The following is a 13,997-nucleotide window of genomic DNA, read 5'->3' on the forward strand; positions in this document are numbered from 1 at the left end:
TTTGAATCAGCCGTTCTGCTGTTTTGATTCATAGCGGAAACGGGCGATTAATAATAGGAAATAACATAAGACACCGAACAATCCGGCGATAAAGAGTGAATGGGCAAGCGCGAAACCGGTCGCCATTTCGGAATATACGACCATGATTCCTGACAGCGCCTGCAATAAAACGAAGGCGAGTGCCGCCATCCAGCCCCAAAGAATCTGCTTTTGATCTTTGTAAGAACGCACCGCATGCACGGCTGCAATAATGATCCATACAAATAATAAAAACGCCGCCGTACGGTGGCCCATCTGCACCCATTCCTGGAAGTGGACCGGAAGTCCGTGGTTCAGCCTGCTGCAGAGCGGAACATTCGGACAGGCAAGGCTTGAACTGGTATGGCGCACGTAAGCGCCCGTATAAACGACGACATACGTATAAATCAAAAGCCCGATCATATGAACCTGCATTTTCTTGCCGATACGAAGCGGTTTGACGAGCTTTCTGACTGATTTATCAGCTTCAAAGATGAGCAGCGTTAAAATCAAAACGGAAGCGAAAGAAATCAGCGATATGCCGAAATGAAGCGCCATAATCAGCGCGTTTGAACCGAAAACAACCGCCAGTGCGCCGAGCAGCGCCTGTAAAAATAAAAAGATAATGGACATAATGGCGAGAAAGGTTGTCTCACGGAAAACAGGCGTGACTTTTCTCCATGCCCAAAAAGCGAGGCTCAGGACAAGAACGATGGATATACCGCTTGCGAGCCTGTGGCTCCATTCAATGATGGACGCGGCGTTCAGTTCCGGGAAAAACCGGCCGTTACATAGCGGCCACTGCCTTCCGCAGCCGAGGCCCGACCCTGTTTTTGTGACGAGTGCCCCGCCAATCAGCACGACGAGCATGACAAAAGTTGTCAGCAAACCGAGTGCTTTTAATGCTTTATTCATTATACATTCACCTTCTTAACAAACTGAACAAATTTATATACGTACCAAGTGTAAGCGAATATGTGTTTTGTGGCAATTCTCAATTCTGTTTGTTCACAAAAATATAATAGAATCAAGACTTCTTAGTTTATGGGGTTGATTATTCAAGATGGGTCTGATAGAAATAAAGTAACCGCTTTACTCAAAATCGGCGTATTTGGTAAAATTCATAAAAAGTTCACAAATAAATTCCTGTTTCTCGTTTAATATTTAAGAGGATGTTTTTTTACAGGGAATAATCTTGTATGATAGAGTTGCAGGTCTTAAAAAAACCTGCTTTAGGTTTGTAAGGGAGGTTTACGTTATGGCTAATTCCAGAATTTTAAACGATACAGCTATAGACGGGCAGATTGAAGAGACGACGGCATGGAAGGATTTCCTTTCTCTTATTAAAATAGGGATCGTCAATTCAAATTTAATTACGACTTTTACCGGGATGTGGCTTGCGTTACATATATCCGGTCTAAGCTTTTTAGGCAATTTAAACACCGTGCTTCTTACATTAATCGGTTCTTCTTTGATCATCGCCGGTTCCTGTGCCATTAACAATTATTACGACCGGGATATCGACCATTTAATGGAGCGCACGAAAGTAAGGCCGACGGTTACCGGAAAGATTCAGCCGAATCAAGCGCTGTGGTCAGGAATTTTACTCGTTGCTTTAGGACTTATCATGCTTTTAATGACCACCGTGATGGCAGCTGTGATCGGTTTTATCGGGGTGTTTACGTACGTTGTTCTTTATACAATGTGGACGAAACGCCGCTATACGATTAATACGGTCGTCGGCAGTGTCTCAGGCGCCGTGCCTCCGTTAATCGGTTGGACGGCAGTTGAAGGGCATATCGGGGTTGTCGCGTGGGTATTGTTCATGATTTTATTCATTTGGCAGATTCCCCACTTTTTATCGCTTGCGATTAAAAAAACAGAAGATTACAGAGCCGCAAATATTCCGATGCTGCCGGTGGTGCATGGTTTTGAAGTGACGAAAAGACAGATTATCGTTTGGGTCGCATGCTTATTACCGCTTCCGTTTTTCCTCGGAAGTCTCGGTCTTCCGGTTGTTATTCTCGGCACTTTGTTAAATGTCGGATGGCTCGTTCTCGGATTGATGGGTTTCCGGATGAAAAACATCATGAAGTGGGCCACTCTTATGTTTGTCTATTCACTTAATTACATGACCATTTATTTTGTTGCGATGGTGGTCTTCACGCTGTTTTAAAATTGAATAACGAGCTTGTTTGATCGCTTCAAAACAAACGATGACAACTAGTAAACGCCGCCTTGACCTTTTGTTTAATCAGGCGGCTTTGCTTTTATACATAGATGGAATTTTAAGTAAAAAATCTCATATTTTAAGAAATGAGGAAATGAAGCATTTCAGTTGGAAGCAGTTTATCTGCTTGTGAACATTCCGTTGAAGTTCATCTTGTACTGATCAAAAAAGGGGTTGGGTGAAATGTTAAAGCGTTGGCGTCTTTTTTCATTATTAGCCTTAGTGCCGCTTTTGTTAAGCGGCTGTGGAAAACCGTTTCTGTCCACACTCAAGCCTGCCGGCGAGGTGGCTGATAAACAGTATGATCTGACCGTGCTCAGCACACTTATTATGGTTGTAGTCGTGGCGGTCGTGGCCGTTATCTTCTTTTATGTCATTGTAAGATTCAGACGGTCGCGTGTAGGGGAAGACACGATACCGAAACAGGTCGAGGGGAACCGCTTTTTAGAAATCACCTGGACCGTCATTCCCATCTTGCTTCTAATTGTTCTCGTCATTCCGGTTGTAATCGACACGCTGGCGCTCGCGGATACATCGCCGATGGATAAGAAAAACCGTAAAGCGGAGGATGCGCTCGTCGTTAATGTCAGGGCCAATTTATACTGGTGGGAATTTGAATATCCGGATTACGGAATCGTGACGAGCCAGGAGCTTATCGTTCCGACAGATGAGCGCGTCTATTTCAAACTGAAGTCATCCGATGTAAAGCATTCCTTCTGGATTCCGTCAGCAGGCGGGAAAATTGATACGAATACGGATAATGACAATACCTTCTTTTTAACCTTTGATTCGAAGCGAAGCAAAGAAGCGGGAGAGTATTTCTTCGGCAAATGCGCCGAGCTGTGCGGCCCTTCGCACGCGCTGATGGATTTTAAAGTGAAGCCGCTTTCGTCAAAAGAATTTAAAAACTGGACGAAAGCGATGAAAAATTATAAGCATAAGACGAATTCTGATTTAGCCGCACAAGGTGAAGAGCTGTTTAAGGAGAAAAACTGCCTGAGCTGCCACGCGGTTGAGCCAAATGATAAACGGGCAGAAGCGGCGAGAACGGCTCCGAACCTGGCAACCTTCGGCGAACGGGTCAAAGTAGCCGGGATCAAGGATTCGAACAAAAAAAATGTGAAGGCTTGGCTGAAAGATCCGGAGAGCATTAAGCCGGGAAACAAAATGACAGGTTCGTATCCGAAGCTGACAGATGCTGAAACGGATGCGCTGTATGAATATTTAAAAGGGTTAAAAGCGGAAAGCAAGTGAGGACAGGGAGATATTTGGGGGGAGGTCGCAAATGTTGAATACGCTTACAGAAAAGCGGAAAAGAGGCTCTTTGCTTTGGGATTATTTGACGACGGTTGACCATAAAAAAATCGCGATTTTATACATGATCGCCGGGGGATTTTTCTTCGTAGTCGGCGGGCTTGAGGCGATGCTGATCAGGATTCAGCTCTTAAGGCCTGACAGCCATTTCGTCAATCCGCAGCAGTTTAATGAAATTATGACGATGCATGGAACGACAATGATTTTCCTTGCGGCTATGCCGCTTTTATTCGGGCTGATGAATGCCGTTGTACCGCTCCAGATCGGGGCGCGTGATGTCTCATTTCCATTTTTGAACGCGCTCGGTTTCTGGCTGTTTTTCTTCGGGGGGATCTTTCTGAATCTGAGCTGGTTTTTAGGCGGCGCCCCTGACGCCGGCTGGACATCTTACGCGTCACTTGCGCTGCATTCAAAAGGGCATGGCATTGATTTCTTCGTGCTGGGTCTGCAAATATCGGGGTTAGGGACATTGATTGCAGGGATTAACTTTTTGGCAACTATTATTAATATGAGGGCGCCCGGTTTGACCTATATGAGAATGCCGCTGTTTACGTGGACGACATTTGTGGCGTCGGCACTCATCTTATTTGCTTTTCCTCCGCTCACGGTCGGCTTGGCGCTGATGATGCTGGACCGATTGTTCGGAACGAATTTCTTTAATCCTGAACTCGGCGGAAATACGATTATTTGGGAGCACTTGTTTTGGATTTTCGGGCATCCGGAAGTTTATATTTTAATCCTTCCTGCTTTCGGAATTTTTTCAGAAGTGATTCCCGTATTTGCGAGAAAAAGGCTGTTCGGCTATTCATCAATGGTCTTTGCGATTGTGCTGATCGGCTTCCTCGGATTTATGGTATGGGTGCACCACATGTTCACGACAGGGCTCGGCCCGATTGCCAACGCGATTTTTGCTGTTGCTACGATGGCAATTGCGGTGCCGACGGGTATTAAAATTTTCAACTGGCTCCTGACAATCTGGGGAGGAAACGTCAAGTTTACGACCCCTATGCTGTACGCGGTGGCATTTATTCCTTCTTTCGTTCTTGGCGGGGTGACGGGTGTCATGCTGGCTGCGGCTGCGGCTGATTACCAGTTCCATGATACGTACTTTGTCGTTGCGCATTTCCATTATGTCATTATCGGCGGTGTTGTGTTCGGCATACTTGCCGGCGTGCATTTCTGGTGGCCGAAGATGTTCGGGAAAGTGCTTAACGAAACGATGGGAAAGATCTCGTTCATCTTATTTTTTATCGGTTTTCACTTAACTTTCTTCATCCAGCATTTCCTCGGATTGATGGGAATGCCGCGGCGCGTTTACACGTATCTGCCTGGCCAGGGACTTGATACGGGCAACCTCATCAGTTCAATCGGCGCGTTTTTTATGGCCGGAGCGGCTGTTTTATTGGTAGTCAATATCATTTATACGTCTGTAAAAGGCAAATACGTCGGAAATGACCCATGGCTTGACGGGCGTACACTTGAATGGACCGTGGCTTCGCCGCCGCCTGAATACAATTTTAAACAGCTGCCATTTGTAAGAGGGCTTGATCCGCTGTGGATCGAAAAGCAGGCCGGAAATCAGGGCATGGCCCCCGCAGAGCCTGTAGAAGACATCCATATGCCGAACGGATCCATTCTGCCGCTCATCATTTCTTTCGGTCTTTTTGTCGCAGCATTCGGTCTTTTGTATCGCTCTGACCATTCTTGGGGGCTTCCTGTCATCTTTATAGGGCTCGGCATTACGTTCTTTTCCATGCTGCTTCGCTCTGTGATTGATGATTACGGCTATCATATTCATAAAGAAGATTTGCCGAATGACGATAAAGGGGTGAAGGCGTAATGCAGCTTCAGGAAAAAATGACGGCTGAAACCTTTCCGGCTTCTCCTGAAAAAGAAACGCTGGAGGGGAAAAATAAGTTTTTAGGATTTTGGCTCTTTCTCGGCGGGGAAACTGTTTTGTTCGCCTCGCTTTTTGCGACATTTCTCGCCCTTAGGCAGTCAAAAGCCGGGGGCCCGTCCACCGCTGAGATGTTTGAGCTTCCGATTGTATTTATTGCCACGATGCTGCTGTTAACGAGCAGCTTAACAAGTGTGTATGCGATGTATCATATGAAAAACTTCTCATTCGGAAAGATGCAGCTGTGGCTTCTGATTACCATCTTATTGGGAGCGGGATTTTTAGGCGTAGAAATATATGAGTTTACACATTACACTCATGAATTCGGGTTTACCATCACGAGCTCTGCGCTCGGTTCAGCGTTTTACACGCTTGTCGGGACACACGGAGCCCACGTGGCGTTCGGCCTTTTATGGATCAGCACGCTTATGATCCGAAATGCAAAAAGAGGGCTCAGCCTTTATAACGCGCCAAAATATTATGTTGCCAGTTTATATTGGCATTTTATCGATGTCGTGTGGGTCTTTATCTTTACCGTTGTATATTTAATGGGGATGGTGGGATAACGATGGACGATAAAAAAAACAGAGGGACTGTCAGTACGGATCTCGAATATCGTAAAAAGAAAAACGCCGAGGAGATGAAATATCAAATCATGTCCTTCGGTTTGATGATCGGCCTCACGCTTGTCGCGTTTCTGACAGTGGCGGCCGATGGCATCGCGAGCTGGTTTACAATGCCGTTTCTCATCCTGCTTGCAGTCATACAAGTCATTTTTCAGCTGTTTTATTTTATGCATATGAGCCAAAAAGGGCATGAAGCGCCGTCATTATTTCTGTATTCGGGAATATTTGTCGCGTTTATCACCGTGCTGGCATTTGTCACGATTATTTGGTGGTAATCGGGGCGGCAGGGAGTGAGAGATTTGATTAATTTAGAAATGTTTGGGTTTCGCGCGATGTGGAGCCCTTATCTGTTTTGTGTGACTGCCGTGATTACGGCGCTTTATTTTTACTGGTGCAGCCGGCATAAGGGTTGTGTATCGGTAAAGGAGAAGGTTTTGTTCGGGCTTTCGGCGTTCTTTTTTTACGCGGCGGCCGGAAGTCCGGTGGATTTATTGGGGCACGTGATGTTCAGCGCCCATATGGCCCAGATGGCGGTTTTGTTTTTAGTTGTGCCTCCGCTTTTGATTTCAGGAATTCCCGGCTGGGCGTGGGAGAAAATCATTTTCAGGCCGGTCGTAAAACCGCTGTTCTCTTTTTTTTCGCTGCCGCTTGTCGCATTGCTGTTATTTAACGGCATATTTTCTCTCTACCACGTTCCGTTTATATTTGATGCCGTGAAAACGGATTCTCTGTATCACACGCTGATGAACGGTTTGATATTTATCACGGCGTTTTTTATGTGGTGGCCGATAGTGCATCAAGTGGACCGCCTGCCGCGCCTCACCGGCTTAATGAAGCTGGGGTATATTATGGCGGACGGAATTCTTCTGACGCCGGCCTGCGCCCTCATTATGTTCAGCGGCGCACCGCTGTATGCGACGTATACAGACCCGGCGGCTTGGGCTGAAGCGATGAAGCTGTGCGTGCCTTTAGATTTGCTGCAGCAGATTCCTTTATCGGGTCCCGAGATGTTTAACACGCTGCCTCCTTTAGAAGATCAGCAGCTTGGCGCGGTATTAATGAAAATCATTCAAGAGCTTGTGTACGGAACGTATTTGGCTGTCGTTTTTTTTCAGTGGGTCAAAACAGAGCGGGAAAAAGATTCACCGACCGAGCCTCCGTATATTCAGCATACGGTATCATAAAAAGGTACAGCAGAATATGCTGTACCTTCAGATTAAAGAGAAAGTGGGGGTTTTGAAGACGTATGGCAAAGAAACCCTCATTCTTTTAATTTCTTTCGTTCCGAGACACAATATATTGTGTGCCTGCCTATGGGATCAGACCAGTATATTGTGTGATTAAATTTCAAAAAGGCTGTCGAGATTTTCTCGACAGCCTGAAGGTACAGCAGAATATGCTGTACCTTTTTTCTTACATTTGCACTGTTTTTAGAGGCTCTGCCAATTCAAGAATCAATGCTTTGCTTTTAGCGACGACATGGCTCGGAAATTCTTCCGTGCTGCCGTATTCAACACCGTGCGGATAATAATGCTTGCCTAAAAGAGGGGCCATCAGCTGTATAACGGCGCGGCCGCTGCCTACATCACCCGCTGCTGCAATCCCTTGAATCCGCAGATAAAACGTCCCCTCAGCAACTGAAAATTTTTTATCATAGGTCACTCTTTCATAATCCCATTGGCCCGCCCGGATTAATCCCTTGCTTTCCATCAGATCATCCAGGAGGCTAAGCTCGGCTTTTACCCCTTCAAGACCGCTCTCCTCAAACTTCAAACCTTCCCCCTCCTTTTAAAATTTACCTTTCCTGACAATCATAGTATGAAAGCGTTACACTTTCAATGATTCATACGATGAAAGTATGCAAAAAGAAAAATTTGACGACAATAGTAGCAGAAAAAAGGAGGAATTCCGCAATGACAAAGATCAATAAGCTCATGACGTCAGACTTGCATTATTGTACAGTATTAGATAATGTATATGAAGCTGCGGTGAAGATGAAAGACGCAGATGTCGGCGCCATTCCGATTGTAGACGAGGACGGCAAGACACTGGTTGGGATTGTGACAGACAGAGATCTCGTATTAAGAGGGATTGCCTCAAAAAAACCAAATTCTCAAAAAATAACCGATGCTATGACAAAACAGGTCATCAGTGTTGAGGAGGATGCTTCTGTAGATGAAGTGCTCCATATGATGGCAGAGCATCAGCTCAGAAGAATTCCGGTCACACAGGATAAAAAGCTTGTCGGCATTGTCACGCTCGGTGATCTTTCTTTAGCCGAGCAGTCAAACGAGCGGGCAGGCCAGGCTCTTTCTGACATTTCTGAAGATGGGGACAGCCAGCAGGGTTTTATCCATTAAACATAAATCACTGGCGTTAAAAATAGGCTGTACTGTATGAGAGAAAAATTTGTAACAGAACGGTATGATTTTATGGGGGTGAGAGGTTGAAAAATATCGCAAGGGCTCTCGTTATCCTTTTACTTATTTACGGGGCGTATGTTCTGTTTATACAATATGGATCAGCTCCTCAGAAACAGAAAAATCCAGAGGAGCCGCAGGTCTCCAATGAGGAAGCAAGCGGAAAGCGGCTGAAAATGCCGTCATCAGGGCTGCTCTCTCTTATGGGAAAATCGGCTGCCGAGGTAAAAAAGAAACTGGGGGAACCGGTACGCAAAGATCCGTCTGCCTATGACTATGAATGGTGGGTATACAATCAGGGGAAAGACCAATATGTACAAGTCGGCATTTTGAATGATAAAGCGGTGACTTTATACGCTTCGGGAAGCGGCATCAACGCGAAACCGTTTAAAATCGGCGAATCGACAGGCGAGGTCTTTAAAACGACGCAGGTAGCTCCGTTCGTCAATGTCTCTGACAAGGGGAATACGTACCGGTTTGAGTTTTCGGAAGAGGATATCAACACACGTCCTACGGTAAAGATAGGCGGCATGTATGTTCAGCTGTATATGGACAAATTTGAAGGAAATCTATCAAGCATCAGGGCGTTTGATGCGGAAACCTTTGTGAAACAAAGGCCGTACGAGGTCATGTACAGAGGGAAGCTGACCGAACCGGAGCCTGTTTCCGATGAAAAATGGAACGACATTGAGCGGGCAAGTGAACAGCAGATTCTTGATATAACCAACGTGATCCGCGTGAAACACGGCCTTGCGAGGCTGAAGTGGGATGAGCCGGCGGCAAAGGTGGCATTCGGCCATAGCGAAGACATGAGGGACAACAAGTATTTCTCCCATGTGTCAAAAAAATACGGCACTTTAAAGGACCGGTTAGAAAAAGGGAATGTAAAATTTCAAGAGGCCGGAGAAAATATTGCGTATAACTATGTGGACGGGCCGGCTGCAGTCGAAGGCTGGCTGAACAGCGAAGGGCACAGAAAGGCGCTGTTAAGCCCGGATTATACCCATCTCGGTGTCGGCGTGGACAGGAAGTATTACACGCAAAATTTTATTAAGCCTTGGTAGCAAAAAAACCGCAGGGAGGAATCACCCGTGCGGTCTTTTTTATTGTTCCATTAAAGCTGACTGTACAATGAGGAATACAAACTCCGCTCCCGCCATAAGAAAGAACCTTTGAGATATACCAACTTTTTTTGCAATTTAGGCGAACATAAAGGCGCATAAACCGATACATTATAGCAGGTAAAACTTTTCGGAGGGGGTGAGAATTGTGGCGAATCAACAATCCAGGCAATCAATCGATGATTTTAAACAATTCGTAAAAAAGCATCCCAAGCTGATTCAAAACGTTCGCAAGGAACAAAAAAGCTGGCAGGAAGTTTACGAAAACTGGGTTCTCCTCGGGGAGGAAGATCCGATATGGACTCCTTTTAAAGAACAGACCGTCCAGCCTGCCTCTCAAGCGGAAACCAAAGAAGAACCGGCTGAAAAAAACGATTTTGTTTCAAAAATGGTGACCGCCGTCAAAAAAATGGATATGAACCAAATGAATGAGCAGATCAATAAAATGAGCCAGTCCATTTCGTCATTGCAAAGCCTTTTGAGCCAATTTTCAGGCGGCAGTTCAAAGCAGCCTCAGCAGGGCTCTGGACAACATCCTTTTTCATTCAGAAAGGATTAAAGAAGGAGATCGTGTATGCGCAAAGAGGTTCAGGAATTCATATTGGCTGATGAAGAACGGAAACGGTTTATACGGGAACGCCCCATCTGGTACCGCAGACTTGCGAGGAAACCCGATGATCTGAATTCATTTCAGCTTGACATGATGAATTTTTATGAAAAGACGATCCCGCATCGCGTTCATCAATTTACAAACGGGATTCAAATGGCGCAAATGATGATGCAGATGGTTCATGCGATGCGGACGCAAGATTAAAGCCCTGATACAGGGGCTTTATTAGCCTGCGAAAGCTCTCGTAAAAAAGAAAAGGGAGCGTCTTATTCTCCGCATTTTCCAATTGGCTGGTTTCATGGTAAACTAACAACTGGAGGTGCGTATTCATGTATGCAACAATTGAGTCCGTCAAGCTTCAAAGTGAAGCGGAGCAGCTTGCCGGCATGATTCTGCAGTCTGAGACGGCTGAAAATTACCGCGATTGTTACAAGCGTCTCCGTGAAGATGAAGAGGCAGGGCGGATCATTCGTTCTTTTATGAGCATTAAAGAGCAGTATGAGGATGTGCAGCGATTCGGCAAGTACCATCCTGATTATAGAGAGATTTCCCGCAAAATGAGAGAAATTAAGCGGGAGCTGGACTTAAATGATAAGGTGGCCGATTTTAAAAAAGCAGAGACCGAACTTCAGTCGCTGCTTGACGAGATCAGCGTTGAGATCGGAACATCCGTATCGGAGCATGTAAAAGTTCCGACGGGAAATCCTTATTTTGACGGCCTGTCATCCTGCGGCGGCGGCTGCGGTTCCGGCGGCGGCTGCGGATGCAAAGTTTCCTGACGAGACGGCCGTCTCGTCTTTTACATAAATGAAAAGAAAGTCAGGCGGGTGATAATGGTGGAAAGTAAGCGCCAAGGCATAATCGTATATCTTCACTCCTTAAAGCACAGTAAAATGCTGAGAAAATTCGGAAACGTCCATTATGTTTCGAAACGGCTGAAATACGTTGTGCTGTATTGCGACATGAGTCAAATCGAAAAAACGATGGACAAGATATCCTCTTACTCATATGTGAAAAAAGTGGAGCCTTCTTACAAGCCTTTTCTAAAGTTAGAGTTTGAATCTAAGCTTGATAAAGCAAAAGAGTACGATTATAAGATCGGCATATAAAAAAATCCCCGCAGGCATCTGCGGGGTCCTTCTATTCCTTAACAAGTTAAGGAGAAGGCAAAGGGAGAGGAGAAACCGGAGGAAGAACTTATGGGGAAACGTAAGTCTTCTCCGCGGTTGGCAACAACATCATTAATGATGCTGTTACACGTAGTTTTGACAAGAACATGTGTAAGTATACATCGATTTACAGTTCGTTGTTTGGAAGAATGCTTTATGATAAGATAGGATTTGTTTTTATACATATCGGCCTTAAGCCGAAGCCAGACATCAAAGTTTTCAGAAAAAGTGGTGTGAAAAATGAGAGTAATATCCGGTTCAAGAAAAGGACGAGCCTTAAAGGCAGTGCCGGGCACATCAACGAGGCCGACGACGGACAAAGTAAAAGAGTCTATCTTTAATATGATCGGCCCGTATTTTGACGGAGGAACGGGGCTTGATTTGTTTGCGGGGAGCGGAGGGCTCGGGATTGAAGCGCTGTCGCGCGGGTTTGACCGCTGTATCTTTGTAGACCGTGATTTTAAAGCCATCCAAACGGTAAAAGCGAATTTAAAAACGCTTGACCTGCTGTCTTCAGCGGAAGTGTACCGCAATGACGCAGAACGGGCTCTTTATGCCGCATCCAAACGGGAAAAAGGTTTTCACGGTATCTTTTTAGATCCGCCGTATAAGGAACAAAAGCTGAAAGCGCTTATCGAGATGATTGATGAGCAAAACATGCTGAAAGAGGACGGTTTTATCGTTGCCGAACATGACAAAGAGGTGGAGCTGCCTGAAGCTGTCGGCGCGCTTCTTGTAACGAGACGGGAGATTTACGGGCTTACAGGAGTGACGATATACCGAAATAGGGGGTAGTGATGTGGCAAGTATAGCTGTATGTCCCGGGAGTTTTGATCCTGTCACCTACGGGCATCTTGATATCATCAGACGGGGAGCAAACGTGTTTGAGCAGGTGTACGTATGCGTGCTGAATAATTCTTCTAAGCAGCCTTTATTTACGGTCGAGGAGCGCTGTGAGCTGTTAAGGGAAGTAACGAGAGGCATACCGAACATTACGGTGGAAACGTCTCAAGGGCTGTTAATCGACTACGCGAAAAAGAAGCAGGCAAAAGCGATCATCAGAGGACTGAGAGCCGTTTCTGACTTCGAATACGAGATGCAGGGGACTTCTGTAAACCGCGTGCTTGACGAATCAATAGAAACCTTTTTCATGATGACGAACAATCAATATTCATTTTTAAGCTCAAGCATTGTGAAAGAGGTTGCAAAATATAAAGGACCTGTTTCAGAGTTTGTTCCGCCGGAAGTCGAACAGGCACTGGAGCAGAAATTTAAAGGATGAGAAGCGCTGGTCGGCGTCTCATCCTTTTTTTATCCTTGCTGACAGCCTATGCCAATAAATCAGCACATACACGGCAAGCGCCGCCAATGTGACAGCGGGGCCGAGCGCGACAAGGCTGTTCCAGCCGCTGACAAAAACCGATGCCGCTCCCTGATCATTCAGAGGCAGAAATACGGACTGATGAGGTTCGTCCAATGCGACATAGAGCGGCTTCCACAATAAGAGAATAAAAACAGCGGCATAAAAGCCCTGCAGAACGCGCGCCATAAAAAACGGTTTGAACCGGATATCTGTGTCTGATAATATTCCGGCAACCTGCGCCTGAACAGAAAGTCCGCTGAAGCCGAGGATGAAGCTTGCAATCATGGCTCGCGGAAGCAAAGCGGCGTCCGCTTCGCTGACCAGTTTGCTTCCGAGCGTAATTTCAAACATACCGCTCATGAGAGGGATGTCCAGTTTTGAAGGCAGATGGAAGAGTGTAAGTGCAGCATTTGTGATAAAGGACAGGACATCCATTATTTGTACAACAGATAATAACCGATTAAATACAGAAAACAATATGATAAAACCGCCTACCATGAGAAGAGTTTGCACAGAAGAGATGACCGCGTCGCCCAATATTTTCCCGAAAGGCCGTTTTTCCGCCATCCGCGCGCTGTGCAGCGCCTGGAATGCTTCCTTCAGCGAAGGAAGAGAGAACGTTTTTTTATCGGTAAACTTCGCTTCCTCTTTCCGTCCGTATGAACGCATTGTCAGGCCGACGGCGATATTTCCGAGATAATGAGCCGAGGCCAGCAAAATGCCTAGCGGCGCGTTATGGAAAAATCCGACCGCAACGGCGCCGAAAATAAATAAAGGGTTTGACGAATTGGTGAAAGAGACGAGTCGTTCAGCCTCGACTCTTGATATTTGCTTTTCCTGCCGCAGCCGTGCAGTCAGCTTAGCCCCGGCCGGATAGCCTGAGGCCATGCCCATAGCCAGTACAAATCCGCCGACTCCCGGCACTCTGAAAATCGGGCGCATAAATGGCTCAAGCAAAAGGCCGACAAACCTGACGATGCCAAAGCCTATTAAGAGCTCTGACAGAATAAAAAACGGAAGCAAAGAAGGAAAAACAACCTCCCACCACATCGAAAGGCCGGTTTTGGAGGCTTCGAATGAGGCCTGCGGGTGCGTAATAACCGTTACCGTCAAAAAGATAAAAAACAAAGCAATCAAAAATGTATGAAACTTCGACAAGTTCATTCTTACCTCCCCGATGCTAAAAATGCACACTGACATTTATATCATGATAAAATAAAAATCAGACC

17 protein-coding genes are annotated in these 13,997 nt (G+C 45.9%); 14 read left to right on the forward strand and 3 right to left on the reverse strand.

The annotated features are described in order from the left end of the window. Positions 1-6 precede the first annotated feature (6 nt). On the reverse strand, positions 7-933 hold the full coding sequence (gene ctaA / locus AXI59_RS15680; protein WP_061520401.1) for a heme A synthase CtaA: 927 nt from the start codon (positions 931-933) through the stop codon (positions 7-9). Between the two features lie 343 nt (positions 934-1,276). Between ctaA and cyoE the strand changes: the two genes are divergently transcribed. From cyoE to ctaG, 6 genes are all read left to right on the forward strand, one after another. Continuing rightward, on the forward strand, positions 1,277-2,194 hold the full coding sequence (gene cyoE / locus AXI59_RS15685; RefSeq protein ID WP_061520402.1) for a heme o synthase: 918 nt from the start codon (positions 1,277-1,279) through the stop codon (positions 2,192-2,194). Positions 2,195-2,431: 237 nt separating this feature from the next. Then, a complete protein-coding gene (coxB, locus tag AXI59_RS15690; RefSeq protein ID WP_061520403.1) occupies positions 2,432-3,502 on the forward strand; it encodes a cytochrome c oxidase subunit II in 1,071 nt (356 codons plus the stop codon). A 31-nt stretch (positions 3,503-3,533) separates the two neighbouring features. Then, on the forward strand, positions 3,534-5,402 hold the full coding sequence (gene ctaD / locus AXI59_RS15695; RefSeq protein ID WP_061520404.1) for a cytochrome c oxidase subunit I: 1,869 nt from the start codon (positions 3,534-3,536) through the stop codon (positions 5,400-5,402). Next, a complete protein-coding gene (gene ctaE / locus AXI59_RS15700) occupies positions 5,402-6,025 on the forward strand; it encodes a cytochrome c oxidase subunit III (RefSeq protein WP_061520405.1) in 624 nt (207 codons plus the stop codon). The genes ctaD and ctaE overlap by 1 nt, the downstream gene beginning before the upstream one ends. Before the next feature lie 2 nt (positions 6,026-6,027). After that, positions 6,028-6,360 carry a cytochrome c oxidase subunit IVB gene (gene ctaF / locus AXI59_RS15705; protein WP_061520406.1) on the forward strand — a complete coding sequence of 111 codons (333 nt, stop codon included), beginning with the start codon at positions 6,028-6,030 and terminating at the stop codon, positions 6,358-6,360. A 24-nt stretch (positions 6,361-6,384) separates the two neighbouring features. Continuing rightward, positions 6,385-7,269, forward strand: a complete 885-nt coding sequence (gene ctaG / locus AXI59_RS15710; protein WP_156476304.1) for a cytochrome c oxidase assembly factor CtaG — start codon at positions 6,385-6,387, stop codon at positions 7,267-7,269. A 229-nt stretch (positions 7,270-7,498) separates the two neighbouring features. On the opposite strand, the gene AXI59_RS15715 is transcribed toward ctaG, so the two are convergent. Next, positions 7,499-7,858, reverse strand: a complete 360-nt coding sequence (locus AXI59_RS15715) for a YugN family protein (protein WP_061528682.1) — start codon at positions 7,856-7,858, stop codon at positions 7,499-7,501. 140 nt (positions 7,859-7,998) lie between these two features. Between AXI59_RS15715 and AXI59_RS15720 the strand changes: the two genes are divergently transcribed. The 8 genes from AXI59_RS15720 to coaD all read left to right on the forward strand — a co-directional run bounded on the left by AXI59_RS15720 (position 7,999) and on the right by coaD (position 12,687). Further along, entirely contained in the window at positions 7,999-8,445 is a 447-nt protein-coding gene (locus AXI59_RS15720) for a CBS domain-containing protein (protein WP_061528683.1), read from the forward strand. Between the two features lie 86 nt (positions 8,446-8,531). Further along, positions 8,532-9,569 (forward strand): CAP domain-containing protein, encoded by a 1,038-nt coding sequence (locus AXI59_RS15725; protein WP_061528684.1) that lies wholly within the window; start codon positions 8,532-8,534, stop codon positions 9,567-9,569. Positions 9,570-9,774: 205 nt separating this feature from the next. After that, complete coding sequence (locus AXI59_RS15730) at positions 9,775-10,185, forward strand: YlbD family protein (protein WP_061520410.1); 411 nt, start codon at positions 9,775-9,777, stop codon at positions 10,183-10,185. A gap of 15 nt (positions 10,186-10,200) precedes the next feature. After that, positions 10,201-10,440 carry a YlbE-like family protein gene (locus tag AXI59_RS15735; RefSeq protein ID WP_061520411.1) on the forward strand — a complete coding sequence of 80 codons (240 nt, stop codon included), beginning with the start codon at positions 10,201-10,203 and terminating at the stop codon, positions 10,438-10,440. A 125-nt stretch (positions 10,441-10,565) separates the two neighbouring features. Next, on the forward strand, positions 10,566-11,015 hold the full coding sequence (gene ricF / locus AXI59_RS15740; RefSeq protein ID WP_061520412.1) for a regulatory iron-sulfur-containing complex subunit RicF: 450 nt from the start codon (positions 10,566-10,568) through the stop codon (positions 11,013-11,015). Between the two features lie 57 nt (positions 11,016-11,072). Continuing rightward, entirely contained in the window at positions 11,073-11,345 is a 273-nt protein-coding gene (locus tag AXI59_RS15745; protein WP_061520807.1) for a YlbG family protein, read from the forward strand. Between the two features lie 300 nt (positions 11,346-11,645). Then, positions 11,646-12,200: a 16S rRNA (guanine(966)-N(2))-methyltransferase RsmD gene (gene rsmD / locus AXI59_RS15750; protein WP_061520413.1), complete on the forward strand. Its 555-nt coding sequence runs from the start codon at positions 11,646-11,648 to the stop codon at positions 12,198-12,200. Between the two features lie 4 nt (positions 12,201-12,204). Beyond that, positions 12,205-12,687, forward strand: a complete 483-nt coding sequence (gene coaD / locus AXI59_RS15755; protein ID WP_061528685.1) for a pantetheine-phosphate adenylyltransferase — start codon at positions 12,205-12,207, stop codon at positions 12,685-12,687. 18 nt (positions 12,688-12,705) lie between these two features. Here coaD and ylbJ read toward each other — a convergent pair whose 3' ends face one another. Continuing rightward, a complete protein-coding gene (gene ylbJ, locus AXI59_RS15760; RefSeq protein ID WP_061528686.1) occupies positions 12,706-13,932 on the reverse strand; it encodes a sporulation integral membrane protein YlbJ in 1,227 nt (408 codons plus the stop codon). Positions 13,933-13,997 lie beyond the last annotated feature (65 nt).

Origin of the sequence: Bacillus nakamurai, assembly GCF_001584325.1 — a bacterium.
GTDB lineage: Bacteria > Bacillota > Bacilli > Bacillales > Bacillaceae > Bacillus > Bacillus nakamurai.

What these genes read in the sequence shown, in the direction of transcription:
- ctaA (WP_061520401.1), bottom strand. Translation starts at nt 933, where the DNA reads ATGAATAAAGCATTAAAAGCACTCGGTTTGCTGACAACTTTTGTCATG.
- cyoE (WP_061520402.1), top strand. Translation starts at nt 1,277, where the DNA reads ATGGCTAATTCCAGAATTTTAAACGATACAGCTATAGACGGGCAGATT.
- coxB (WP_061520403.1), top strand. Translation starts at nt 2,432, where the DNA reads ATGTTAAAGCGTTGGCGTCTTTTTTCATTATTAGCCTTAGTGCCGCTT.
- ctaD (WP_061520404.1), top strand. Translation starts at nt 3,534, where the DNA reads ATGTTGAATACGCTTACAGAAAAGCGGAAAAGAGGCTCTTTGCTTTGG.
- ctaE (WP_061520405.1), top strand. Translation starts at nt 5,402, where the DNA reads ATGCAGCTTCAGGAAAAAATGACGGCTGAAACCTTTCCGGCTTCTCCT.
- ctaF (WP_061520406.1), top strand. Translation starts at nt 6,028, where the DNA reads ATGGACGATAAAAAAAACAGAGGGACTGTCAGTACGGATCTCGAATAT.
- AXI59_RS15720 (WP_061528683.1), top strand. Translation starts at nt 7,999, where the DNA reads ATGACAAAGATCAATAAGCTCATGACGTCAGACTTGCATTATTGTACA.
- AXI59_RS15735 (WP_061520411.1), top strand. Translation starts at nt 10,201, where the DNA reads ATGCGCAAAGAGGTTCAGGAATTCATATTGGCTGATGAAGAACGGAAA.
- ricF (WP_061520412.1), top strand. Translation starts at nt 10,566, where the DNA reads ATGTATGCAACAATTGAGTCCGTCAAGCTTCAAAGTGAAGCGGAGCAG.
- rsmD (WP_061520413.1), top strand. Translation starts at nt 11,646, where the DNA reads ATGAGAGTAATATCCGGTTCAAGAAAAGGACGAGCCTTAAAGGCAGTG.
- ylbJ (WP_061528686.1), bottom strand. Translation starts at nt 13,932, where the DNA reads ATGAACTTGTCGAAGTTTCATACATTTTTGATTGCTTTGTTTTTTATC.